Annotated in this window: 24 protein-coding genes, 1 tRNA gene and 1 pseudogene; 7 read left to right on the forward strand and 19 right to left on the reverse strand. The window is 44.3% G+C overall.

The genetic code is table 11. From position 1 onward, the window contains the following. Positions 1-30 precede the first annotated feature (30 nt). On the forward strand, positions 31-1,005 hold the full coding sequence (locus G7035_RS01145; RefSeq protein WP_019686638.1) for a type I phosphomannose isomerase catalytic subunit: 975 nt from the start codon (positions 31-33) through the stop codon (positions 1,003-1,005). A 25-nt stretch (positions 1,006-1,030) separates the two neighbouring features. Next, the gene (locus tag G7035_RS01150) at positions 1,031-2,035 is read left to right on the forward strand and encodes an alpha/beta fold hydrolase (protein WP_019686637.1); all 1,005 of its coding nucleotides are present in this window, start codon (positions 1,031-1,033) and stop codon (positions 2,033-2,035) included. A 100-nt stretch (positions 2,036-2,135) separates the two neighbouring features. On the opposite strand, the gene G7035_RS01155 is transcribed toward G7035_RS01150, so the two are convergent. The 3 genes and pseudogenes from G7035_RS01155 to G7035_RS01165 form a co-directional block, all read right to left on the reverse strand. Then, on the reverse strand, positions 2,136-2,666 hold the full coding sequence (locus G7035_RS01155) for a YfiT family bacillithiol transferase (protein ID WP_016820583.1): 531 nt from the start codon (positions 2,664-2,666) through the stop codon (positions 2,136-2,138). Positions 2,667-2,807: 141 nt separating this feature from the next. Beyond that, entirely contained in the window at positions 2,808-4,103 is a 1,296-nt protein-coding gene (gene odhB, locus G7035_RS01160) for a 2-oxoglutarate dehydrogenase complex dihydrolipoyllysine-residue succinyltransferase (protein WP_017426623.1), read from the reverse strand. A gap of 5 nt (positions 4,104-4,108) precedes the next feature. Continuing rightward, a pseudogene (locus G7035_RS01165) lies at positions 4,109-7,005 on the reverse strand (2-oxoglutarate dehydrogenase E1 component). 683 nt (positions 7,006-7,688) lie between these two features. Between G7035_RS01165 and G7035_RS01170 the strand changes: the two are divergent. After that, on the forward strand, positions 7,689-8,960 hold the full coding sequence (locus G7035_RS01170) for an MFS transporter (RefSeq protein WP_019686636.1): 1,272 nt from the start codon (positions 7,689-7,691) through the stop codon (positions 8,958-8,960). A gap of 240 nt (positions 8,961-9,200) precedes the next feature. Here the strand turns inward: G7035_RS01170 and G7035_RS01175 are convergent. After that, positions 9,201-9,274 (reverse strand) — tRNA-Pro (locus G7035_RS01175). A 130-nt stretch (positions 9,275-9,404) separates the two neighbouring features. On the opposite strand from G7035_RS01175, the gene G7035_RS01180 reads away from it, so the two are divergent. Beyond that, positions 9,405-9,713 (forward strand): hypothetical protein, encoded by a 309-nt coding sequence (locus G7035_RS01180; protein WP_017426622.1) that lies wholly within the window; start codon positions 9,405-9,407, stop codon positions 9,711-9,713. An 85-nt stretch (positions 9,714-9,798) separates the two neighbouring features. On the opposite strand, the gene G7035_RS01185 is transcribed toward G7035_RS01180, so the two are convergent. After that, complete coding sequence (locus G7035_RS01185; RefSeq protein WP_019686635.1) at positions 9,799-10,164, reverse strand: hypothetical protein; 366 nt, start codon at positions 10,162-10,164, stop codon at positions 9,799-9,801. Between the two features lie 284 nt (positions 10,165-10,448). Here G7035_RS01185 and G7035_RS01190 point away from each other — a divergent pair, with 284 nt between their 5' ends. Continuing rightward, positions 10,449-10,661: a helix-turn-helix domain-containing protein gene (locus G7035_RS01190; protein WP_016820594.1), complete on the forward strand. Its 213-nt coding sequence runs from the start codon at positions 10,449-10,451 to the stop codon at positions 10,659-10,661. 530 nt (positions 10,662-11,191) lie between these two features. On the opposite strand, the gene G7035_RS01195 is transcribed toward G7035_RS01190, so the two are convergent. Both G7035_RS01195 and G7035_RS01200 read right to left on the reverse strand, forming a co-directional pair. Continuing rightward, positions 11,192-11,992 carry a barstar family protein gene (locus tag G7035_RS01195; protein WP_019686633.1) on the reverse strand — a complete coding sequence of 267 codons (801 nt, stop codon included), beginning with the start codon at positions 11,990-11,992 and terminating at the stop codon, positions 11,192-11,194. 428 nt (positions 11,993-12,420) lie between these two features. Beyond that, a complete protein-coding gene (locus G7035_RS01200) occupies positions 12,421-12,762 on the reverse strand; it encodes a hypothetical protein (protein ID WP_196478890.1) in 342 nt (113 codons plus the stop codon). Positions 12,763-13,261: 499 nt separating this feature from the next. Here G7035_RS01200 and G7035_RS01205 point away from each other — a divergent pair, with 499 nt between their 5' ends. Further along, positions 13,262-14,020 carry a DUF2087 domain-containing protein gene (locus G7035_RS01205; RefSeq protein ID WP_019686631.1) on the forward strand — a complete coding sequence of 253 codons (759 nt, stop codon included), beginning with the start codon at positions 13,262-13,264 and terminating at the stop codon, positions 14,018-14,020. 155 nt (positions 14,021-14,175) lie between these two features. After that, positions 14,176-14,517, forward strand: a complete 342-nt coding sequence (locus G7035_RS01210) for a GIY-YIG nuclease family protein (RefSeq protein ID WP_019686630.1) — start codon at positions 14,176-14,178, stop codon at positions 14,515-14,517. Positions 14,518-14,519: 2 nt separating this feature from the next. Here G7035_RS01210 and G7035_RS01215 read toward each other — a convergent pair whose 3' ends face one another. From G7035_RS01215 to G7035_RS01270, 12 genes are all read right to left on the reverse strand, one after another. Then, positions 14,520-15,080 carry a GNAT family N-acetyltransferase gene (locus tag G7035_RS01215; RefSeq protein WP_019686629.1) on the reverse strand — a complete coding sequence of 187 codons (561 nt, stop codon included), beginning with the start codon at positions 15,078-15,080 and terminating at the stop codon, positions 14,520-14,522. Positions 15,081-15,110: 30 nt separating this feature from the next. Then, the gene (locus G7035_RS01220; RefSeq protein WP_019686628.1) at positions 15,111-15,668 is read right to left on the reverse strand and encodes a hypothetical protein; all 558 of its coding nucleotides are present in this window, start codon (positions 15,666-15,668) and stop codon (positions 15,111-15,113) included. 279 nt (positions 15,669-15,947) lie between these two features. Continuing rightward, complete coding sequence (locus G7035_RS01225) at positions 15,948-16,892, reverse strand: class I SAM-dependent methyltransferase (protein ID WP_019686627.1); 945 nt, start codon at positions 16,890-16,892, stop codon at positions 15,948-15,950. Between the two features lie 111 nt (positions 16,893-17,003). Then, complete coding sequence (locus G7035_RS01230) at positions 17,004-18,215, reverse strand: rhamnogalacturonan acetylesterase (RefSeq protein ID WP_029514931.1); 1,212 nt, start codon at positions 18,213-18,215, stop codon at positions 17,004-17,006. 60 nt (positions 18,216-18,275) lie between these two features. Beyond that, positions 18,276-18,758 (reverse strand): ribosomal maturation YjgA family protein, encoded by a 483-nt coding sequence (locus tag G7035_RS01235; RefSeq protein WP_019686625.1) that lies wholly within the window; start codon positions 18,756-18,758, stop codon positions 18,276-18,278. A 191-nt stretch (positions 18,759-18,949) separates the two neighbouring features. Then, positions 18,950-19,537 (reverse strand): GNAT family N-acetyltransferase, encoded by a 588-nt coding sequence (locus G7035_RS01240; RefSeq protein ID WP_019686624.1) that lies wholly within the window; start codon positions 19,535-19,537, stop codon positions 18,950-18,952. Continuing rightward, positions 19,534-20,256: an HAD family hydrolase gene (locus G7035_RS01245; RefSeq protein WP_029514929.1), complete on the reverse strand. Its 723-nt coding sequence runs from the start codon at positions 20,254-20,256 to the stop codon at positions 19,534-19,536. The genes G7035_RS01240 and G7035_RS01245 overlap by 4 nt, the downstream gene beginning before the upstream one ends. A gap of 34 nt (positions 20,257-20,290) precedes the next feature. After that, complete coding sequence (locus G7035_RS01250; RefSeq protein ID WP_016820608.1) at positions 20,291-20,461, reverse strand: hypothetical protein; 171 nt, start codon at positions 20,459-20,461, stop codon at positions 20,291-20,293. A 55-nt stretch (positions 20,462-20,516) separates the two neighbouring features. Then, the gene (locus tag G7035_RS01255) at positions 20,517-21,074 is read right to left on the reverse strand and encodes an SMI1/KNR4 family protein (RefSeq protein WP_019686622.1); all 558 of its coding nucleotides are present in this window, start codon (positions 21,072-21,074) and stop codon (positions 20,517-20,519) included. Between the two features lie 59 nt (positions 21,075-21,133). Beyond that, a complete protein-coding gene (locus tag G7035_RS01260) occupies positions 21,134-21,529 on the reverse strand; it encodes a hypothetical protein (RefSeq protein ID WP_013370043.1) in 396 nt (131 codons plus the stop codon). Between the two features lie 146 nt (positions 21,530-21,675). Beyond that, entirely contained in the window at positions 21,676-22,761 is a 1,086-nt protein-coding gene (locus G7035_RS01265; RefSeq protein WP_019686621.1) for a saccharopine dehydrogenase family protein, read from the reverse strand. Further along, complete coding sequence (locus G7035_RS01270) at positions 22,748-23,563, reverse strand: class I SAM-dependent methyltransferase (RefSeq protein ID WP_019686620.1); 816 nt, start codon at positions 23,561-23,563, stop codon at positions 22,748-22,750. The genes G7035_RS01265 and G7035_RS01270 overlap by 14 nt, the downstream gene beginning before the upstream one ends. Between the last annotated feature and the right edge of the window lie 43 nt (positions 23,564-23,606).

Raw genomic sequence — 23,606 nt, forward strand, 5'->3', positions numbered from 1 at the left:
ACTCATTACTCATTATGGAGGAGAGAAATTATGCTAAAGCCATACCCGCTGCAATTTCAACCTGAATTCAAAGAGAGAGTTTGGGGAGGACGAGCCTTAGAACAATTTGGTCTGACCCCACCAGAAGGACATATTGGTGAAGGATGGATGATTGCCGATCATCCAAATGGAACAACAACGGTTATCAATGGCGAGCTGGCTGGAAAAGGACTGGATGAAATCCGCCAGACCTACGGACAGGATTGGCTTGGCGCAAAGGGCGTATCGAAAAAAGGCGGACGTTTTCCACTTTTGATCAAGCTACTGGATTGCAACGATGACTTATCCGTTCAGGTCCATCCGACGGATGATTACGCTGGACTTCCAGCTGGAGAATTAGGAAAAACCGAAATGTGGTACGTGCTTGATGCCAAGCCGGATGCCAAAATTATTTATGGTCTGACCGAAGGTGTAACCCGTGAAAGTCTGCGTACAGCTCTTGAAAGCGGAGATATCATGGGCAGTTTGCGTCAGGTTCCAGTTGAAGCAGGCGATACATTCTTCATCCCCGCTGGAACCGTGCATGCACTGTGTGCAGGTGTTGTGGTTGCTGAAATTCAGCAAAATTCGGATACAACCTATCGCTTATATGACTACAATCGCCCCGGTCTGGACGGCAAACCTCGTGAGTTGCACATCGAGGACTCCCTTAATGTAACTTCTTACGAAGGTGCAGGTGCAACAACGATGAAAACGGACGGCTTGCAGCCTGGAGAATGGCTCCAACTGGCATCCTGTGAGTATTTTGTTGTGGAAAAGGGTATCGTAGAGGGAAGTTGGACACTTTCTACAACGGAAGACAGCTTCACTATCCTTGTAATTTGCGAAGGCAGTGGAACCATAACATGGGACAATAATACGGAGTCTCTTTCCTGTAAAGCTGGAGATTGCTTCCTGCTCCCCGCTAATCTGGGCGGTTACACGCTGAATGACGGAATGACCGTACTTAGATCTTATCTTCCTTAAAGCTTAAAGGATGTGATGTCTAATCATGCGGGAATACACCTTCACCATCGCTGAAGATGACGGAACAGAGCTTTTTGCTTACCGATGGCTACCCGAGCAGAATGTTCCCGTCAAGGGGATCGTTCAAGTTTCGCATGGCATGTGTGAGACGTCCTACCGCTACATTCGGCTGGCCGAAAAACTTACCGCTTCTGGCTACGGTGTGTATGCCAACGATCATATCGGCCACGGACGCACAGCGGGTGATCCTGATAAGCTCGGTATGCCGGGAGCCAATGCATTCAATCGAATGGCAAAAGGCATGCTGGAGCTAGGCGAAATTGCGGCCAAGGAATTCCCTGATCAATCTCGTTTTTTACTGGGTCACAGCATGGGGTCCTTTTTAACCCAGAAAATTATGTATGATGATCAGCAGTCGTATCACGGGTTTATTTTATCAGGGACCAACGGACGACGTAGTCTGCTGAAACTCGGGGAGCAGGTTGCCCTGCTGCAAGCCAAACTGCAAGGAATGGATCATCGCAGCATGCTGCTCAACGCTATGGTCTTTGGCGGCTTTAACCGTGCCTTTCGTCCGGTGCGCACAGCGTTCGACTGGCTGTCCCGTGATCCTGAGGAAGTAGATCAGTTCGTGCACGACCCATTATGCGGAGCTATTTGCACGACAGGCTTTTTCCTCGATTTTTTCAGGCTTTTACAAGAAATCCACTGGCCTTCCTCGCTGCAAAACATTAATCCAAAACTGCCCGTTTATATTTTTGCCGGGGATCGTGATCCGGTGGGCTTGTTTGGAAAAGGTGTGTTGTCGCTAGTGGATATGTATCGAAGCCTGAAGCTTCAAGACGTGGAGTATCGCCTTTATCCTGACGGTCGCCATGAGATGTTGCATGAAACCAATCGTAACGAGGTAATGAGTGACATCGTGGACTGGCTCGACCGTCATATTAACACAGGAGCAACCTCTGTTTCCGTTTTGTCTGGAGCCTCCGAAGCGCCCTCTTTATCAGCTTCGCCCAAGTCATCATCCTAGTGAGGAATAAGCAAAAGAAACCTTTAAAGCACGATAAAAGTGGCTTTAAAGGTTTCTTTTGTATTCCTTTATATTTCATCAGGACATCATTTTTAAGTTATTACCATGCATTTCGTTCTTTCAGGGAAGTAATATGAGCTATGTGATGTTTGCCATGCCAGGCATAGATGCCAATGTTTCGTTCCAGGCGGATCGTCTGGCCCGATTCAGGATGAATAAATGTTCGGTGTAGCTGATCTTCCCCTAACGAGCGTAACATGGTCACCCATCGTGCATGCAGTCCTTCCAGCAATTGCAACGAAGGTTCCAGTGGAAGCTCTCTGGCATCTGGTATTTCAGCCCAACGCCCCTCATCATAGGGTTTGATTGTCGGTGTATCCTCGGTCAGCGCCAGCTTAAAACGGATATAACTGTTCATATGGCTGTCTGCCAAATGATGAACAACCTGTCGAATTGTCCATCCTCCTTCGCGATAAGGCGTATTTAGTTGTTGCTCATTCAGTCCTTCGACCGCCTGACGCAGTTGTCCAGGCAATTCAGCAATGTCGTCGATCCATGTGATCAGCTGTTCTTCTGTAATGGTATCTGGAACCACAAACGGTCCAATTGGGTAGCGCAAGTCTTTGTCCAAAACAATTCCCGCCCTTCTCTATATCTGAATGTCTGCAATGCCTATAGCCTTATGTTAGTACTATGCAGGAAAAAAAGCAGACCCGCAAGAGTCTGCTTTTGTCATGCACGTACAGAGGAAATACACTCGCTTAATTTATTTTTATCCTTCCAGCAACAATGATTCGGGATCTTCCAGCAATTCTTTGACCGTTACCAGGAACCGGACCGCCTCGCTGCCATCAATAATACGGTGGTCATAGGACAAGGCGATATACATCATTGGACGATTTTCCATGCGTTCCTCGTCGATGGCAATCGGGCGAAGTTGGATTTTATGCATTCCCAAAATACCCACTTGCGGTGTATTCAGAATTGGCGTAGACAGCAGGGAACCGAAAATACCTCCATTGGTTATGGTAAAGGTTCCTCCTTGCAAGTCTGCCAGAGAAAGTGAATTGGAACGAGCTTTGCTAGCCAAATCGGCAATGCTCTTCTCAATTTCAGCAAAACCAAGCCGATCCGCATCCCGGACAACGGGAACGACCAAACCTTCCTTAGCAGATACAGCAATCCCAATATCATAGTATTTTTTCAGTACGATATCATCGCCGTTGATTTCTGCATTCACAGTAGGGAAGCGCTTGAGCGCGCCAACCACTGCTTTCGTAAAGAAGGACATAAAACCCAACCCTACATCGTGTTTCTCCTTAAACTTATCTTTACGGCGTTTACGCACATCAAGAATGGCGGTCATATCCACTTCATTAAAAGTAGTAAGCATGGCGGCTGTTTGCTGTGCTTCAACAAGACGCTTGGCAATCGTCGCTCTCCGACGGGACATCCGCTGCCGCTCCACAGGCTTGCTGTACTCTGTTTGAGCTGGAGACGGTGACACAGGCTTGCTGGCAACGGGAGGCGCAGGTACAGATGCTGTACGTGATACTTCAGCACCATTATGCGTTTTTACGTCCTCCTGGAACACACGTCCAAGCGGGTCCTTTCCCTGTACCTGCTCCAGATTAATCCCGCGCTCACGCGCCAGCTTCCGGGCGGATGGTGATGCCGTCTGACCATTTCCGTCACTATTGGAGGGAACTGGCGGCGCAGACTTTTCTACTGCCTTACCGCTGCTTTCTACGGAAGTTGGTGAAGTTGCTACGGACGGCGCTTCAGGCGCTTGGGTCGCTGCGGCTTCTCCGGCACCGGTTGCTTCCGCGCCACTGCCGCTTCCGATCAAGCCAACAGCTTCACCGATAACCACAGTATCCCCCTCCTGACGAAGGATTTTCTGAACCACACCTGCTTCTTCCGCACTAATTTCCAGATTAACCTTATCCGTTTCCAGCTCCAGTAGAACATCTCCCTGTCCTACGGAATCTCCTTCCTTCACAAGCCATTTGGAGATTGTCCCTTCCGTGATGGATTCTCCCATTGCTGGCACTATAATGTCGCTCACAGCCGCTACCTCCCCAGTGTAATATTGTTTTTGGAATCCTGCTTCAACGCCGATTGAATAATTCGCTGTTGTTCTAGGCTGTGTACTTGCTGATAACCACTCGCCGGGCTGGAACGATCCGGTCTGCCTGCGTAGCGAATTTCCGCTCCCTGTGGCACAACCTCTCGCAGACGAGGCTCCATATAACTCCAGGCTCCCATATTTTTAGGTTCTTCCTGAGCCCATACGAACTCCTTAACATGTGGGAAGCGATTGAAAATATTCCGAATTTCCTCTGCCGGGAAAGGATAGAGCTGCTCCACACGAATAATATGCAAGTGCTCTTCTGCCTCATTCCCGTTCTTATCTTTCTCCAACGCTTCCTCCAGATCAATGGCAATCTTGCCACTACACAATACAATGCGCTCTACCCGATCTGGACGTGATCCCAGACCAGGTTGCTCCAACACAGGACGGAATGTTCCCTCACTGAATTCAGAAGCAGGCGAAGCAACACGATTGTTGCGAATCAGGCTCTTCGGCGACATCATCACCAGCGGGCGAGCTTCCTCACTTTCGCTTAATGCAGCCTGACGGCGCAGCAGATGAAAATACTGTGAGGCGCTACTCAAATTGGCGACAGTCCAGTTATTTTGTGCAGACAGCTGGAGGAAACGCTCCAGACGTGCACTCGTATGCTCAGGTCCTTGTCCTTCGCTACCATGCGGCAACAGCATCACCAGACTGGATTTCTGTCTCCATTTGGCACGGCCAGCGGAAATGAATTGGTCGAAAATAACCTGCGCACAGTTGGCAAAATCGCCAAATTGCGCTTCCCAAATGACCAACGTTTCGGGAGAAAACACGTTATAGCCATACTCGAAGCCGAGGACTGACGCCTCAGACAATGGACTGTTATGAATACTGAACGAAGCACGCGCTTCCGGCAATGTATGCAGCGGGCAATGGGTACGCCCGGTTTCGGGCTCATGCAGCACAAGGTTACGGTGAGCAAAAGTAGCACGCTCCGCATCCTGACCTGTCATACGAATAGGCTTGCCGTCTGCTAGAATGGTGGCCAAAGCCAGCGTCTCTGCCAAGCTCCAATCTACCTTTTCACCCTCGTTCAGAGCTGTTTTTCTACGTTGTAAAATTCGTTCCAGCTTCGGATATACATGAAAAGCCTGTGGCCATTTGAGCAAGTTTTCATTGATTTGGCGCAGCTTTTTCAGTTCAACCGCAGTACGGACCGGAGAGCTCTGATTTTTTTTCCCCTTCACAGCTGTAAATTCAGGTTCCTCTTCTGGTTGATTTTTCACATGCTCATGCGCTTCCTTCAGTCGGTTTTGCACCTTCTCAATCAGAGCAGTACTAAATGCTTCATCAACTATGCCCTGCTTCATCAGCTTTTGAGCATACAATTTGCTAACCGTCGGATGATTCTTCACCTTACGATACACTAGTGGTTGTGTTGTTTCTGGATCATCGGATTCATTGTGACCATAACGACGGTAACCAATCAGATCAATCAGAAAATCCTTCTTGAAACGATTGCGGTATTCGCCAGCCATACGAGCCGCTGCAATACAAGCCTCGGGATTATCCGCGTTCACGTGTACAATCGGAATTTCGTAGCCCTTAGCCAGATCGCTAGCATAACGGGTCGAACGTGAATCAACACTCTCTGTCGTAAAACCCAGACGATTGTTCACAATAATATGCACTGTACCGCCATTACGGAAGCCGCGCAAATTGGTGAAATTGAGTGATTCGGCTACGATACCTTCACCCGGAAACGCCGCATCACCGTGCATAATAATGGTAGCTGCCTTGCTGACATCCAGCTTCGGATAGCCTGCTTCACTGCGGTCTTCCTGCGCCGCGCGCGAAAAGCCTTGGACAACCGGATTGACATATTCTAGGTGACTTGGGTTGTTCGCCAACGTTAGACGGGCTTGCACGGCTTCCCCATCTTTTACAAAACGGTCTGCGCCCAGATGATATTTTACATCCCCAGTCCAGCCGTAATTAATTCCCGTGGAACCTTCCGACGGAATCAGATCCTTATTCGGTGAATGATGAAATTCAGAGAAAATTTTGCTGTAAGGCTTGCCCAGCACATGTGCCAATACATTCAGACGGCCGCGATGCGCCATCCCCATCAGGACATGACTTGCTCCTGCATTTGTGGTTAGACGAATAATCTCGTCGAGTACAGGGACAAGCACATCATTACCCTCGATGGAAAAACGCTTCTGTCCGACGAATGTTTTATGCAAGAACTCTTCGAACTGTTCTACTTCTACCAATCTGCCTAGCAATGACTTGCGTTCCTGTGTAGTGAGCGGCTTGGAGGACCAACCGGATTCAGCATAGCTATTCAACCAGCTACGTTCCTCCTCGTTATGAATATGACTAAATTCATAGGCGATCGGTCCTGTGTACGCTACACGTAGCCGTTGAATGGCTTCCCACCCGTTCAGTGTTCCCGCAGGAGCGTTATCCCATATTAAAGAGGCTGGAAAAGCCTTCAGGTCTTGTTCAGTTAAACCGTAAGATGCTGGATCAAGCAAACGTGTATCCTGCTCTGCATCCAATCCCAGTGGGTCAATTTGGGCGGCCAAATGTCCGTATTCACGGATATTCCACACCATTTTGCCCGCTGTAACCGCTTTCTGTAATATGTTTGAATCAAGGTGCCCCAGAGCACTTGTAGGGGGCCTTGCAACTTGTTGTCTATCATGGAAGCAGCCGAATATTCGGATTGTGGCGGCTCGCCCCATTGATCAAACAGCTCGCGGTAAGCCGGATCAACTGTTCCGGGGTCCGCTACATACTTTTCATACTGGTCCTGCACATAACCTAGATTAGGTCCGTAATACGTCTGCCAAGGTACCTGTCTGCTGCTCTCTTCCATTGTCATCTCGTTCCCTCCGTCAAATTTTGAAATTCATAGCTGGACGGAAATCATTTTCATTTTGATGTTTTGTTAAATCTTTAATTTGAGTAATTCACACTATGTTCACATTATATGAAATCCATCATCAAAAGTCGAATTTCACAGTGCTTATTTCTCTTCCATTGTATAAAGTTTTCTAGCTATGAGCATTTCCTTTTTCTCAACATATCCATGCGTAAATGAGATGAATCGGGTTGTTCTGTAATTCTGCAGCCTTGATCATTTAAAGATTAGAATGTGGTATAAAAGGATATCCTAATCAAAAAAAGTTAACAACGCTTTCAGAACATACAACTTATCCGTAAGGCTTGTTATCGGTAATATGGGCAAAACCACAATGGAGATGATATTTAATTTCAGGAATCAAACACTTGGCAACTTAAATAACCAGCCACCGGATATCAACCGACGGCTGGTTATTTAAGTTATGTTGCTCTCATACTACGCCAAACGAGTTAAAAACAACTTTCCAGTCCAACCCACTATGATTATCGTTGACAGCAGAATAAAAATGGTAGATGGCCGTTACGATGCAAATTCAAACTTAAAGTGACATTAAAGTCACTTTTCTGTACAATTTTCCTACTTTTCACTATTATTTTACTTAGGCATCTAAAAACCGCTTTGAAAGCGAAAGGGATGGAACTGTGACTGGACTAAAACAAATACTCAGAAACAAGAATTATGTCAGGTTTTTTCTGGCAACCTTCGCCTCACAAATGGGGGGAATTATCGGGGTTACTGCATTCATGTTTTATTTGTTGAAACGGTTTACAAATCAGCCTTACTATGCAACACTTGCCGAGTTAATGTATTCGCTCCCGATGCTGGTAGTATTTCTCGTGGTTGGAGTGCTGGCAGATCGGATGGACAGACAAAAAATTGCTGTTAATTGTGACTGGATTAGCGCTTTTTTATCTTTATGCTTACTTATTTTTATTTGGGTCGATTCGATTCCTTTGGTATTTGCCCTTCTCTTCATCCGTAGTGCTGCCTCCAAATTTTTCTTCCCAGCCGAAAGTGCCATTATACAGGGGATATTAAACGAAGAAGATTACACCATTGCCGCAGGCCTCAATCAAATGATGGGGAGTCTTTTCATGTTATTTGGAGGAACTTTGGGGGCCGTCGTCTACTGGCACCTTGGAATTACTGGAGCCATCCTCATTGATGCTGTTTCTTTTATTGTGTCTGCACTGCTTATTCGTTCCTGCAAAATTCCCAAGGAAGTACGCCTTCCGAACGGGGCACATCAATTTAAACAATTAAAATTCAAACTTGTCATGATCGATTTTAAACAAGGGTTTCTTTACATATTACGCAACAGACTATTGCTTTGGTTGGTTTCAGGCTTTTTTATGTTCGGTATTTTAAATGGTGGCTTTAGCGTTTTACCGATGTTTATTCTTAAATATAAGCTAGCTCCAGGTAACTATGAGCAGTATATGGTTTGGACAGGTATTATTTTTGGAGCTGGTGTGTTGCTTGGTACCCTAATCGCTTCGCTCATCTCCGCCAAGCTAAAGTTACACCAAATGATTGCAGCCGGAGTTCTGGTTGCCGGAATAGGTATGTGCATACTTGGATTTGTTAACCACCTCTATGCTTTTCTGATTATCAATTTTGTCATTGCACTGATCCTTCCGTTCATTAACATCGGCATAGGAGGATGGCTGCCTCGTATTGTAGATCCTCAAATGATGGGACGTGTGCAAGGTTTGATTAATCCGTTAATGATGCTGTCCCAGTCACTTACATTAGGTTTCATTGCTGTAAGCTTTCCTTCGTTTATTTCAATTGAGCTCTTGTTTTTATTAGTTGGGGTCTGTACCGTTATGGTAGGCATATACTACACTATTGTGCTTCCCCGTTATGCTGATTACAGCACTTCTTCTAAGGCCCTTCAGGAATCTCTATAGGTAAATTAAAAAATCATAAATGGCAGCATTGAGAGATTGTTGATTTGCCACTTTTGCTTCCGAATCCCGTGCAGAAGTGGCTTCATCCTATCTCCCCTCAATACTTCACAAGTACATACATTTGTTGTATACGACTATCTCGTCAAAACCCAGTAGAGACAAAGACTGATAGAGTATGTAATATACAAAAAAATGCCCGGCAGGCGCACTATCCGCACCAGCAGGACATTTGGATTATAATCGGAGTAGCGGGATTCGAACCCACGACCTCACCCACCCCAAGGGTGCGCGCTACCTAGCTGCGCTATACCCCGATGAACCAGTGTATGTAAACCGTTGCTGTTATTTACCATTATAATCTGGTCATAAAAGCCTGTAAAGGCATAATTTAGTCTGAGTGACGCAAAAAGTATAGACTAAAATCTGAGATCACAGGAGCTAACCATGCAGAGCAAAAAAATAATCATTTCCGCAGCATTATTACTTTTTTTAGTACAATTAAGCAATCCTATGTGCTATACCTTTGCACAGGATGAACTTGTCATAGATCAAAAAACGAAAGAGAGACTAGCAGAGCAATATGGCTTGGAAGAACCTCAGCCACCTACATCTGAGCAACAGCAAAAAATATTATTCGGAGCTGATTGGGGATTTAGTTTTCCTGTTAGTGCTGTTGTGCAGGACTTAATTAGCTTAACTCACGACCCACTTATATTTATTAGTCATCAATTGATTCATTCGCTAAAATCATAAGCCTTTTTTCATATATGGAAAATTCAATAATGTAAAACATTAGGATCATTTTTTTGTAGCAAGTTGCCTGCTGCCTGGAGTCATTTCATCCTTTTTTAAGAAGGTTTAATTCAATGGGGCCCCTACCATATAACCACAGCAGTTCATCGAATAAAAATGTCAGTCCATCCTTCGCGCGTAAGCGTTCGATAATCTCCGTGACAACTTGCATAACTTCCCCTTGTACACCCTCTGCCAGTTGCAAGCCTCCGCTCTCTCCATCCAGGTAAAGATGCGTATGATATGACTGCTCCACCTTCTTCACATGGCGCAAACACAGGATGCCATTTTCGAGGTAAAAGAAATATTGACAGTCATAAAGAACTCCTTCAAATATCTCATACATATGAGGGTAATCATACGGCCCCTGTACCATGGATACCCGCTCCAATTCTATTACCGATTCTGTCATACATCCTCGCTCCATTCCTTTGTTCAAAGTTTCTTATTTGCCAATAAGCTTTCTTTTACAGGTAGTTTTTCAAACTAGGCTGTTGAACGATAATTAATTGCTAATTGCAAAACCTTTTGATACGATAGGCATATTACTACAACGTTCACAAATAACATTTCAACAAACTAAATGCACATTACAGTGTTACTTTTGTTGTTTTCAGAATACATCCAACAGTGTTTATTGTCAATACTTTGATGTTTCTTTTTAACACTATAGAATGCATTAAGCTGGAGGAAAATATGATAAAGATTCATCTTTCCCGTATTATGGGTGAAAAACGGATAAATATTGCCGAGCTTTCCCGCATGACTGGATTACATAGAAACGGAATCACCAAACTTTACAACGAAGAAACAGACGGTGTGAAATTTGATACGCTGGATAAAATCTGTAAAGCTCTAGATTGCCATGTTCAAGATGTTATCGAGTATGTAGAGGATGATACAAATTAGTAAAATGGCACTTCTCTTGTTATGAGAAACTGTTTCAGTTAGGTTTAGAACCCATGGCGTACTCCCTGGTGAACTGATCGAATACTTGCCAGAAGACGACGAAGAGAGCCGTTAACATGTTAAGGGCTCTCTGTTTTTTGTATAATATTTAAAGTACTTTTTTACCGATCTTCCCACTCAATTAGATTTCACACCGTAATCCCTTTCTATAAGGTAATTTTAAATATATTTTTCCCACGTATGATAAATGTCCAATAAAGCATTAGGATTACGATCACCGTCTAAAACTCGATACATTTTATTCGTTAAGATCATGATCACATCCATATCTATTTCCTTAGACAAACCAGTGATAACAGGACGATTTACGCTAAAATAAGACTTTGGTTCCTGAATGATCCTCTTCTAACTCCAAAGCACTTTACTTTGAATCTGTACATTCCCTAGATACCATTCCCAAATATCTATGTGCAAAAAGGTGGTTGCATTAATTTATATTCCATTTCAAAATCCCTTCTTGCTTTGCTATCTTAATTCGAAGAAAAATTCACGGTGACACCGCCTGATACTAAGATCGTTAAAAGATCCCTAAAATATTGCTGTGGTGAAAATCCATAACTTCTTTCTTCTTGATCCCATTCTTCCTCGAATCTTTCCAAGAAATAATGTGCGTTTTTCCAATGGATCGTGAACGGTCCTACTGCCCCAAAACCTCCACAGAGACAGTCCGATATACTGTCCAAGCTAAATCCATAGTACCCTCCAGGCCCATTAATTGCTTCACCAAGTGCTATAAAAAATGTTGTAAAATCAAACATGTATTCCCCGTCTAAGGTGTAGACTTCTCCTCGTTTATCCGGTCTGGCAAAATGATTAGATGCAGAATGTATTCTAGTCACATTTAGCCATTCAGACCGTTCTTCGTTAGAAAAGCCTTGCCATATATTATTTTCAAGCGACTGAGAGCACTTTAAGAACTCCCATAATCTTAATTCAACAGGAGAGGGCTTCGTTTCAAGTATACCGGTTAGTTCCAGATTGAAGTTTCCTTTATTGTAATTTAGTTTATGGATTATAAAGGATTCAGGTAGGTGATAATAATAGCTTCCAATCCCTTTTTCTTCGTCATTTAAAATGACAATGCACAAGTTGGATACAGATTGTTTTGTCTTTGCTATGTTTCTTATGAATTCCTCATTAAAGACAAATTGTTCAAAAATGACCTTTTCATACGTTTCGACCATAATATCACCCGTTAGCCCAACCACATCTTGACAATAACCAACTGTGAGCCCACTTTCATCATCCATGACAGCAAATCTCTGCCTCATTTTGTATCATATCTCCTCACAATAATTTTAAGGAATATAGCATTTTAGGACTTCATTTTTAGTTTTTTGGGTAGAATAATCAATTATTCTGAAGCCGATAAGAATTGAAGTCCTCTGGCTTTTTAATTTTTTTCAGTTCTTCTGCAGGTATTGCAAAATGAACTTTTCCTAACTCGGACTTAAATGTTAACGAAGCATCATACTTCTTTTCAACAATTTACTGCTTTATTTCCAACATCTCTTGAAGATAATGAGTTGCTGAAATAAGAATTATAGTGTTTGATGAGAATGCTTGGCTAACAGTAGAATAGCTTGGGGGTTCATCGCGGTATATTTCTCTTCCTCTAATCCCTTTAAAATCTCTTACTATTCCCTTATTTGGATTTGGGCAAAACCTCATTCCTACTAGGTATGACAATCCATGATATTCATTCAATTATTTCGCTTTTTTTAGCTACTATACCTGATAGTTTATTTCCTGATAACAAGTAGCTTATTCCACCTTGCGATACTTCTAGGTCTACGTTACTTTTACTCGATAACCAAATAATATATCCATCCTCAATCTGTTCAATGACTACATCATCATCAATTGAAGATATCTCAAAAGAAGGTGTCCCATAAATCCATTCGTCAAGATGAAAATATGTTGAAATTTCAGCTTTGAAACTCTTAGGATAAATACATTCAATCTCTCCAAGTTGCCCTTTCTCATTTAGCCAAATGCAACATCCATTACCAAGCTGAGTAGGTTTACAATCATCTGTCATATTATCTGTGACAATATTGTAGGTTTCAATAGACGGAGTGTATGTGCATGACACGCTAGAGGTACTGTGGTTCGTATCAATCTCTTTTAGTAGCACTACTAAAGTTCTCCTTTCGCTCATTATTTGAAACTGCCAAGTTGAACTCCAATAATCTCTTTACTTGTTGGATTGACATTAGACCTTAATATCGGGTATAGGCGCTATTCTGTATACGATCTGTCAGTAATCCATCCCCGTTGTATCGGTACTCTCGTAAATCGGTTCCCTCTGGCATCATACGAATAAGCATTCTGATTTTCGGTGGAGGCAGCAAACCGATTCAGCTTATCGTACGTAAAGGTATTCTCTTACATTTAAAATAATAGCCTTCTTTTTTATACATTATATAAATTTGAATAGTGAAAAACGTCCTCACGCTCATCCCATCCATTGATTTAAAATAAACAAAATGTTATATTGTCTATAAAATAATCATCATTCGATTGAGGTGTTTGCTAAAATGGACCATTCCGAACTATTCTGGAATGCTGGTATCGAAGAACTGAAGCGTGGATATATTCGCCAAGGGGAGCAGGTAATTTGCCTCTTGGACGGACAACGATATGAACAAGGCATCATATATCAGGATCAAGGGGTATTTTATGACGCGGAACGGTATATGCGTCTTCATATTGAGCGGACGTACGGTTCGGTCTTTGACTATTTGATCGGTCTGGACAAAAAGCTGACTGGACTGACGGATCACCAGAATCGGTTACTTCAGTTATTTTATCAAGGGATGGGCGATGCGGATATTCAAAAGGAAACCGGAATCGGCAGTGCATCCACCATACGCAATCATCGCTTTGGTCTCAAGGAAAAAGAACGGCAGGCCAAGGTATTTCTCACATTAATGGAACTGTTAAAGGAGAAAGATCGCCACGCTCCCGCCATGGTAGAAGTACCCGTACAAGCACGGATGGTAGACGAACGTTACAACATTACAGAAGACGAAAGGCAAAAGGTACTCACGAAGTATTTTCCGAATGGGACAGACGGGCGCCTAAAGACCTTTAAAATGCAAGAAAAGCACAAGCTGATTGTGCTGCGTGAAATTGCGGGCCGTTTTGTGAAGGGACAAATATATCATGAGGAAGATATCAATGCGATTTTACAGGAAGTGTATGACGATTATGTCACGGTGCGAAGATATATGATCGAATATGGTCTACTAGATCGCAAACCGGATGGCAGTGAATATTGGTTGAAGGAATCGTGAAGCTAGGCGCTTATAAAATCAGCATTTTGCATAATTCGATTCTCGACGCTCGTAGGTACAATATATAGACGAACTAAAGCGTTTCGATCTATACATTGCTGATTTGAAAACGCTCTTGGGATTTATGCAAAATGCTCAAATAGGAGGATTCGACAATGGATCGAAGAAAAGAACTAGTTCAGCAATACATGGAGATGAAGACAGAGGCAGGAATCTATTGTATTCGCAATACACGCAATGGGAAAATTTTTGTCGCTTCCACGCCGAATTTAAAGTCGCTGAATGGACGGCGTTTTGAGCTGCAAATGGGTGGATTTAAGAACAAACCACTACAACAGGAATGGAATGAATATGGCGAAGATTCGTTTGAATTTGAAGTGCTGGACGTTTTGAAGAAAAAAGATTCGGAATTCTTTGATGTCAAAGATGCACTGGAAAAGCTGGAGCAGACCTGGCTTGATCGACTCCAGCCTTACGGAGACAAAGGATATTTATAAACTTACTGCTTTACGGGAAACTCCTTTCGAAGATAACCAAAAACAACAGCGTCAACAAACTGACCTTTTTCATAGAAGTAATCTCTCAGGTGACCCTCTTTAGTAAAGCCACTTTTGAGCAGCAGCCGTCTGGAGCCTTCGTTATCTGGATCAATGAAGGCTTCTATACGGTGAACCTGCGGCAATTGAAAGCCATAATCCACTACCGCTCTCAACGCTTCTGTCATCAGCCCTTGTTGCCAATATTCCGGCGCCAGCTCATAGCCAATTTCAATACGAGAGTGCTCCTTCTGCCAGTTATGAAATCCAATTGTACCCACCACCTGCTCAGGAGCTTCTTTTAACGTAATTCCCCAACGAAAACCCGCTTGCTTCTCGTATCTGGTTAGCATGGAACGAATAAATTTCTCAGCTTGCTCTACCTCCGTAAAACTTTCCAAATCATAATATTTTGTGACCTCATCTCTGGAAAAATAGGCAAATACATCCCTCGCGTCTCCTAATGTAAGCTGTCTTAAACGAAGCCGATCGGTTTCCAGAATCGGAAACGTTTCCATTGTCATCATTCATCTCCTCCTTCACATTCACAGAACCTACCTTGTCAACCACCAGCCGATCCCCACCATCAATCCATTGATGAAGAATAATGCGATACATGCTCTCCACTTGTTGATTTTACTTGTTTGAAAAAAGCTGGTTACCGTACTACGGCACATAAACAATGTAAACAATAAATTCCAAATAATACGCATACCATATTTAACGTAGTATAGAGCAGGGCTTAGCTGCACACCACCTAACATTGGGGAGACATCGGGAATAAACAGAATTGCACACGCATAACGCATGGTCTCATATGTAAAATAAAATAATGCCAGCCACCAAGCCCACTTCTTACCGAACAACATACCAATACCGGCAGCCGTTCCTGCCAAGCCAAGCAACGCGATAAACCCTTGAAACATGCCTCTGCACATGCCTAATAACGTAGAAGCCTCATTTAGTGCATTGAGCGTCAATAGCTGTGTCACCAACAGGAGTGCTCCATTAAAAATTAGTAAAATAGCTGCAATGCTTACACCTAAAGGTCGTTCGAAAACCACGTTCGTTACATAATCTTCTACTTCTTTTTTCGTATACAAATCGGACACTTCTTCTACTCTCCTAACCCAATTATATACCTCCATTTTGCGGCGGGCATAATAACAGTGTGTTCTCGCCTCATTTCCATATATCGGCTTTTAGGAAAATATGGTTTAATCTTCCCTGAAAAATTCCGTTATCTATACAATAATTTATTATTCAGGGCAACTATGCTATCAAATTAACGTCATGGGAATCCCGATCATTAACAGAATCCCAAATAGAGTAATATCTATCCTTATACTACCATTCCAAGAGTGAATCTGACAAATGATTGATACTAGCACTTATGAATGTATACGCGTTATTTTCGTAGCTCTGTAACCTTTAGAGGACTCGATATACTCTACTTGATACCCCATTCGGGCATCCAAAAGCTCTTCCATGAATAGGAGACATGGACTGTAAATAAAGCTCCCTCCTGGCCGAATGGCTCTAAGCAATTCCATATATTTATGAGCGTACTCATGAATATTACCGTCTGTCTTCAGATGATGATGTATAAAATGATTGGAGAATGCCATATGTGAAACGATCGTTCCCCATGTACTTTCTTCATAAGTAGTCGCTAACCAATCTCCTCGGGTGATACAACCGTCTGTTTCAGCCAGCCGATCTGTTCCGTATGCCTCAATTCCATAGGCACGTAAATAAGTAACCAACCGTGCCTCTGATCCGCAGCCAACATCTAGAACAGGCTCTTGCAAACGAGCAATGTCTAATCCTAGCAGATTCGCTTGTAACTCCGGTGTATATTCCTCACAAGGTACCCAAAAGGTATATTCATTCTCTGCATACTTAGCGAACACTTCACGTCCATTGGTACGAGTTAAAAAATCTCTCAAATGCCCATAATGCTGCTGGAGCAGTAAGTCCAGAGTTGCCCCTGCTATAGACTTCTTTTGGAACAGCTTTTCAATCCGGGTGAAGAATCGATCATACAGCTCCGCAAGCTCCCTCGCATGATCTGTGTGAAAATGTAGATACTGATTGGTATTTACAAACTGAGACAGTATTTTGGCCGCTACATCCTTCACAAAAACATGATACGTATGCTGGCGCTTCAAGCTTTGAAGCATGAGGATCAGTTCCGAGCTTCGCTGCGTCAGCCAGTACGTCATTTCCGTTGAAGGTCCTAACAGAACAGAACCCTCGCGCATGTAAAATAAACTCCGATGCTGATTATGCAGGAGTTGACCGGTAATAAGATTATGAAGTTGAGCGACTGTCATAGTGCTTCCTCCTTAAAGTCCAGAACATTAAAGCCCCACCCAAGCCTAAATCATGCTGGGTTTGGGCAGGGCCAGCTCATTTTCTGAGTATATCATTATGGAGACTCGGTGCTATTGCAGATTCTCCGTCTTTACATTTGAAGATAAAGGAATATTCAAGTCACGAACCCCTTGAGCTACCAAGCGGGCTATTTGCTCCGCACCATACTCCTGAAAATGTGTATCATCCTTCACGCCATCAGGAAATGCAGGATACACACCTGGATCCAAATGTAAAAACAGTGGAAGTGTTCCTTCCAGGCCTAGTGTATCATAGTAGGCTACACTCAATTGACTAAGATCGACCAGTGCAACACCCGTCTCTGATGCTGTTTCCTTCATCGCCTGCACATATTCCGGGAAACTGATCCGAAACGATGCACTTGCTGCATCATAATCGCGGCGGCCTACAGGAGTAATTAGCACAGGGACCGCACCGCGTTGGTTGGCTCCTTGGATGTACGTTTTCAAGTAAACTTTGTAATCGGCAGGTGAAACATAACGTTCCTGATTATTGATCGCGGCATCATTATGCCCAAACTGTATGAACAGGTAATCTCCTGGACGGATATTCCGTAAAATATCATCTAACCGCCCTTGAACCAAAAAAGTCTTCGTGCTACGTCCACCAATAGAACGGTTCACAAAAATAGTCTCATCTGTAAAAAATGGAGCAATCATTTGCCCCCAGCCTGCCTGAGGCTTCATCGAGGCTTTGTAAGTTTGAACCGTAGAATCGCCCGCCAGGTATACGGAAGGATGCTCTCCAGCTGTTCGAGCCTCCTTGGGAGTGATAACCAAGGCGTTGATCTTCGCTTCATTTCCTGAGAAATACAATTCTAGCTGACCGTCGATGAGTGCAAGCTCAAACGCAGCCTCAACAAATTGTCCTGCTGTTTTGGCGGTAGGTTCTACTTTAACAATGGATTCGGCTTTAACCGTAATATCCGTGTTTCCGGCAGTATCTCCGGCAATTAGAGAAAGCGTGTAATCCGCAGGTGGTAAATTGACGACAAAGGATGAGCCTTGAACACGCACAAAATCTGAGCGGATAGCATCACTTCCACCACGGTTCTCTTCATTTACCTTGGAAAGATCGGTAAATCCATAGCCACGCTCAGGCGTGTAAGCATCCTTAGCAGTGACCTGAGTGTAGCCGTCAGCCACATCCCCAGGACCAAAATCAAAACGAAGAGGCGCCGCAAGCTGCTTTTCCGCTAATGCCTGCCCTGGAATAAGTATGGTTGCAAACAACAAGCTGAACCCTACGCATAACCCAATCATCTTACCGAACGACCTGTGATGCTTTCCCTTTTGTTTCAAGCGCAACCCTCGCTTCTCAGATTATTTGAGTGGTGTGTCATCGTCCATACGTCTATTGATCCCCACCAGCCTTTGGCAGCCTTGGTCCAGTACCCAGGATACCACAATACCAACCGTGTACCTGATCAGATCCACGGTCAGAAACCCTTTCCCAAGCACTAGGCCGCCCAGGGTGGTCGCCCGAATGTGGTTAATCCAAGGAGCCTGGTACATCTGACTGAATTCAATAGCGAAGCAAAACAGCACACTGCCCCAAAGGGCTACAGACAACTGACGGTTCACCCACAACATTCTCAGCCCAAAATAAATCATGCATGCCCACAAGGCATCCCCAAAGTGATTGGCAACGAATGCAGGTAACTGGGTGGAGAAAGCCCTGCTTCCCAAGCCCAACAAGATCATGACCAGCACGGCAACCAGATACGCAGCGCGAGCCTTCCAGTGGAACTTTTCCTTTATTTCCTGATTAATTCCCCTACTGCTGCTCTTACGAAATTTTCTCATACTAAATTACCTTTCCTAACACCGGAAAATACCTACCAAACTTCTAAAACTTCGTAAAGCATCCTCTAGGGATAGCGCTCGCAAGATTGCTGAACCTTAAGCTGATGTCACATTGTATGCACACCAACTTGTCTGTATTTTTCGTCATATTATGAATCATATAAGCTCCCGCAATATCATACAATCGCTTGCTAAAATTCAATACCACGCACTTTGGCAAAAACCATATGGTGTACCATATTCCCCTCTTCATCATACTCGACATTCCTTAAAATCCCCTCTAATGTAAAACCTGCCCGTTCCGCTACCTTGGCGCTGCGCGTATTTCTGGAATCACAAAGAATCTCTAACCGGTTAGCATGTAAATGCTGTATGGCAAAATCTGTAATACCGTGCACGGCCTCTGTTATAATCCCCTTTCCGGTCCATGAGGTTCTGAGCCAATACCCAATTTCGAATCTTCGTGCATCCCAATTAATTCGGTGCAGACCGCTACTGGCTACAAATTGTCCCGAAGCCGTATCAAATATATACAGCACCATGTCAGACCGATCCAGAAATTTAAGTCTGGCTTGGCGTGAACGGATTTCAGATTCCTCTACCGTAGGGAGATTTCTCGCAAAAGGAAGCCAAGGCCGCAGCTCATGTACACTCTCGCGTATCGCCTCATTGACCGCCGCACCATCGCCCCATTGCGGAGCGCGTATAGTCAATCGCTCCGTCTGGAATTGTTCCGGGAATGATAACAGAATGGGATTCGGTTGCTGCTCGATACTCATGATGCTCCCTCCTCCATATTCGATGGATAACTGAGACGATCCAGCCAGCCAGTGATTTCTCGTAGGCTCTGAATCTGATGATCAGGTACAATGCCTGCTTCATTCCACGTCATAAAGCCTTCCAGCCAAATGGTATGCAATCCTGCACTTTGCGCCCCACGAATATCATTTGTCGGATGATCGCCTACATAGCAGGCATGACCAGGTTCGGCAATGTCCAGCTCTTTCAGTGCCAACTCGAAAATACGAGGATTAGGCTTCTCGACGTTGACGCCACCCGATACGATAATGGAATCCACATAATCTCTCAGCATAACCCGGTCAATCTTAGCCTGCTGCGTACGAAGTGAGCCGTTGGTAATCATACCAAGCTTCAAGCCCCGAGACCGCAGTTCAGACAGCACTTCCTTGGCTCCGTCCATCAGTACCGTGAATTTATGGAATTGACCATACCAAAAGCCCAGCATCTCCTGTACTGTCGTATCGGGATTTTTCAGTTTCAGGTCTGCATGCAGCTCCGTATACAGCTCCCTTTTATCCCGGTAGCCGTCCTGATCTGCCTGATCTGCCAGACGTATTCGTTCAACGACCGCCGCACGGCTGGCCGGTTCTTCTGCCACAATAAATCGTTCTATAAACCGCTCCGTATATGCCGCGAATGCCAGTTTGCGGTTAATCAGTGTATTATCCAGATCAAAAATAATAGCTTCTATAGACATAACAAGCTCCTTTCTGTCCGTAAATTTATACCGATCAGCTCGAAACAAATTGAATAACTCCGATCATAATAAGCAAGAAAAAAATAGACAAGAAAATGATGATCATGTACTTTAAGATTTTGCTGGAAGTCGACTTTTGTTCCAGTTTGGTCTCGATCTGGGTCAACCTTTCTTTGATTTCTTCCAAATCCTGCTCCAACTTCACCTTAGTCTCTCCTTCCTTTATCTCGACTTATTTAATTTCCTAACGATTCGGCGATTCAGCTACATAAATCACTCCAAAAGCGAACTGTTTTTACCGCCTCAAAATTAATCTGTTCGTAAGTCTTCTCCCCAAATTCCAGCTTGAAATACTCCTGCAAACTTTCTCCATACACGATAATATCCGTTTGATACACTGAAAATACCGGATTTCCTTCTTCACATGGCTGCTCTGGGATATATCGGTGACCATAGACGGGGATCAGCTTGGGCACACGCAAAAACTCACGTTTACATATGTCCACGGCTTCCTGCAAATCTGTTGGTCTATTCCCCCATTCAGAATGCCAGAACATGTTCTGTTCCACATCGAAAATCATACCTTCAAGCGGCCAATTCAGCCTTTCCCAAATGACACCCATCCGCTGTGGTGACGTATCTCTCCAAGGAATAAAGCTTTTACCGACTGGAAGAACGTTCATCAGCAGCTCTCTTAAGTCGGGCGGAAATTGAATATCATACCTGTCTTCGACTTCAGTAATCTCCCGGGTGGATAAGCCTGGGGTTAAGGTTACATCGTCTTTACGTAATAGATCGATAATATAAGCGACATCCATCTTCGATTGAACACCTCTATTCGCTGTCTGATTGCACCTTCTGATTGAATTCTAGCAGCTTAGTCGAGCGGATTGGTCAAGAGGCCTACCAGACTTGTAACTTCAACTTCACCGACTCGGCGTGGGCCTTCCATAAAATATCCCCTGGTTCCTACATGTATCCGGTGTCGGTGTACCTTTTCCCTCATTTCTCCAAACAAAATCCACATTCTTGCCTGACCTTCCCGGTGAACCGGGTGCCTGGTATCCATGATCAATTGACCCTCTTCATCTTCAAACTCAGGATGTATTGCATAAATTCCCGTTGTTGTAATATCGTCGCCCTCATAGGAAAAATCGCAGCGATAACCCTGAATAGGCAGTTGTTTCCTGCCTCCTTCTTCCGGTGTGTAAAATCGATATTCTACTATAAAATCGTGCGGATGCTGCCTACTATGTTCATAGGGATTCCACATTTCATATCATCCCCTCTGGTCTTTCCCAAAAATATGTACTTCTTTCTAGTGTAATCCAATAGGAAAAGAAATCCAAGACCTATCCGCAAGACATTGCTGAATAAGCTTGGATGATATGAGAGTCTTTTTTTCAGAATATATGACTTTTATACTTGCTGTCCGTTCACCTGAATATCTACGTCTACCTGCTGTCCCAGCCAAGCCCGCATGCGATTCCACGAAAAAACCTGCTCCATGTGAAAAACACCATATGGAAGTTCTGAACGATACAGGGCAAGCGCCGCAAAAACGGCGGCTTTAGCAGTCAAATCAGACTGATGATGTCCCCTTAGCCTGCATTCGACCCTCGTCTCCTTACCATTAAGAGTTCCTTGGGCGTCTACCTTGACCGCTACAGCATTTCCTCCAAAATGCACCTTGCCAAAGCTGCGAACTACTGCCTCACGAACCGTTGGCTTTCGGAGCAGACCTGATATTCCTATTGTCCGAAGCCCTGCCAGAAGCCGGGTGGTCAATCGCGAATCGAAGCACAGGCGTGTGCTGACCGTAGGAACATCAAGTGTACGTGGAAGTGTCTGTTGATCCGAAAAAGGAAACCGATACGCCCGATGACGACCCACTCCTGCACCAAAGTCTGCCACTATGCCGTCGGTAAAGCTTCTTCGAGTCACTGGGCGTCCCTGTTCTATCACCTCCAAGTCGGTATGAATCTGATCTACAGTCCACTCAATCGCAGCCTGACCGTGTCGATCACCCAAACCCAGCATCAATGATATGTTCAGTTCATCCGTTTGATCCATGAGCTGTGTCGCTTGCAATGCCAATAGATTAGTTAGCCCTGGAGCTAACCCTACACTTAGCAGCGCAGTGGCCTGATAAGCTCGGGCCTCCTGATGACACTGCTCCACCTGACTCAAAAAGGCCGCATTCGCAGTAATATCCATGTAATGCACCCCATGCTGAAGACAGGTGCGTACCAAGGCTGTATTGTCCTGATCCAGACACATAATAACCATTTTGGCTTGCTTTAATATCGACGGGTCCAGCGGTTCATGAATATTAAGCTGCAAGGGTCGTATCTTGCCATTCGATTGTTGGCTGAATGCAGTGGCACGTTCCAGACTGCGGCCTGCGGCAAATACCTTGCCGGGGAACATTTCACTTAACTCTGTACATACAATTTTTCCAACATGGCCATACCCGCCAATAATGATGATGTTATCCTTTGTCATAAGCCGTCTCTCCCTCTTTAACCGCAAACCATGCATTCACTAAAAAAGCACCGTAATACCGGGTGATGTGGGTAAAGCCTGCATCTATCAACAGTTCCTGAATTGCTGCATTGGACACCGGGTTTGACTCACGGCCGATGGAAGCAGCGAATCGCTCCCAATCCTCCAGTGAAATGCCCTGACTCAGCATATGAGCTTTCCATGCCTGCATTTGGAGGGAAAAAGAAGGCTCCTGCGGATTCCCATTAATAGAAGCTAGACAAAAAGGTGCATCCGGCTTGAGTCGAGCGGATATCTGGCGCAGCAATGCCTGTTTACTTTCCAAGCTCTGAAGAAAATGAAGCACCAGTAGGCAGGTAGCAGCGTCATAGACTGGTTCATCGGATAATTCTTTGCAGTACTTTTCGTGCTGTTCTTCAGGCGATTCTCCAGACAACTCTTCCAACGTGCCTGTAACAAATGATATTTGTGAACCGATGCCCGCTTGTGTCACACGTTGACGTGCCAAGTCCAGCATGTGCTCAGAGGGATCAACTGCCGTAAAGGACCATGCCTCATGCCGCCCTCCGAGCGTAATCAATTCCTGACCGCCCCCGGCTCCGACAATCAGCACATTCGGATCGATATTCCTGTTATGAGCCTGCGCTTCAAGCTGTGCGGTTATCAAACAATCTGTCATCTCATACAGATGGGTGTATCCAGGTATTTTTAAAGAAATCGTATCCGCATATTTATGTACATTCGGATGATTCCAGCTCATAGGTTGATTTGAGTCGGTATTTCCAATATGGGGTTGTTTCATATGTGCTCTCCTCCAAACATTTAGCCTTGATCTTCAATGACCA

The organism is Paenibacillus polymyxa (genome assembly GCF_015710975.1).
Taxonomy (GTDB): Bacteria; Bacillota; Bacilli; order Paenibacillales; family Paenibacillaceae; genus Paenibacillus; species Paenibacillus polymyxa.

What these genes read in the sequence shown, in the direction of transcription:
- G7035_RS01200 (WP_196478890.1), bottom strand. Translation starts at nt 12,762, where the DNA reads ATGACAGATGATTGTAAACCTACTCAGCTTGGTAATGGATGTTGCATT.
- G7035_RS01265 (WP_019686621.1), bottom strand. Translation starts at nt 22,761, where the DNA reads ATGACAAAGGATAACATCATCATTATTGGCGGGTATGGCCATGTTGGA.
- G7035_RS01205 (WP_019686631.1), top strand. Translation starts at nt 13,262, where the DNA reads ATGGACCATTCCGAACTATTCTGGAATGCTGGTATCGAAGAACTGAAG.
- G7035_RS01195 (WP_019686633.1), bottom strand. Translation starts at nt 11,992, where the DNA reads ATGAGGCAGAGATTTGCTGTCATGGATGATGAAAGTGGGCTCACAGTT.
- G7035_RS01185 (WP_019686635.1), bottom strand. Translation starts at nt 10,164, where the DNA reads ATGACAGAATCGGTAATAGAATTGGAGCGGGTATCCATGGTACAGGGG.
- G7035_RS01235 (WP_019686625.1), bottom strand. Translation starts at nt 18,758, where the DNA reads ATGAGAAAATTTCGTAAGAGCAGCAGTAGGGGAATTAATCAGGAAATA.
- G7035_RS01270 (WP_019686620.1), bottom strand. Translation starts at nt 23,563, where the DNA reads ATGAAACAACCCCATATTGGAAATACCGACTCAAATCAACCTATGAGC.
- G7035_RS01180 (WP_017426622.1), top strand. Translation starts at nt 9,405, where the DNA reads ATGCAGAGCAAAAAAATAATCATTTCCGCAGCATTATTACTTTTTTTA.
- G7035_RS01215 (WP_019686629.1), bottom strand. Translation starts at nt 15,080, where the DNA reads ATGACAATGGAAACGTTTCCGATTCTGGAAACCGATCGGCTTCGTTTA.
- G7035_RS01210 (WP_019686630.1), top strand. Translation starts at nt 14,176, where the DNA reads ATGGATCGAAGAAAAGAACTAGTTCAGCAATACATGGAGATGAAGACA.
- G7035_RS01260 (WP_013370043.1), bottom strand. Translation starts at nt 21,529, where the DNA reads ATGTGGAATCCCTATGAACATAGTAGGCAGCATCCGCACGATTTTATA.
- G7035_RS01150 (WP_019686637.1), top strand. Translation starts at nt 1,031, where the DNA reads ATGCGGGAATACACCTTCACCATCGCTGAAGATGACGGAACAGAGCTT.
- G7035_RS01240 (WP_019686624.1), bottom strand. Translation starts at nt 19,537, where the DNA reads ATGAGTATCGAGCAGCAACCGAATCCCATTCTGTTATCATTCCCGGAA.
- G7035_RS01255 (WP_019686622.1), bottom strand. Translation starts at nt 21,074, where the DNA reads ATGGATGTCGCTTATATTATCGATCTATTACGTAAAGACGATGTAACC.
- G7035_RS01225 (WP_019686627.1), bottom strand. Translation starts at nt 16,892, where the DNA reads ATGACAGTCGCTCAACTTCATAATCTTATTACCGGTCAACTCCTGCAT.
- G7035_RS01190 (WP_016820594.1), top strand. Translation starts at nt 10,449, where the DNA reads ATGATAAAGATTCATCTTTCCCGTATTATGGGTGAAAAACGGATAAAT.
- G7035_RS01145 (WP_019686638.1), top strand. Translation starts at nt 31, where the DNA reads ATGCTAAAGCCATACCCGCTGCAATTTCAACCTGAATTCAAAGAGAGA.
- G7035_RS01230 (WP_029514931.1), bottom strand. Translation starts at nt 18,215, where the DNA reads ATGATTGGGTTATGCGTAGGGTTCAGCTTGTTGTTTGCAACCATACTT.
- G7035_RS01245 (WP_029514929.1), bottom strand. Translation starts at nt 20,256, where the DNA reads ATGTCTATAGAAGCTATTATTTTTGATCTGGATAATACACTGATTAAC.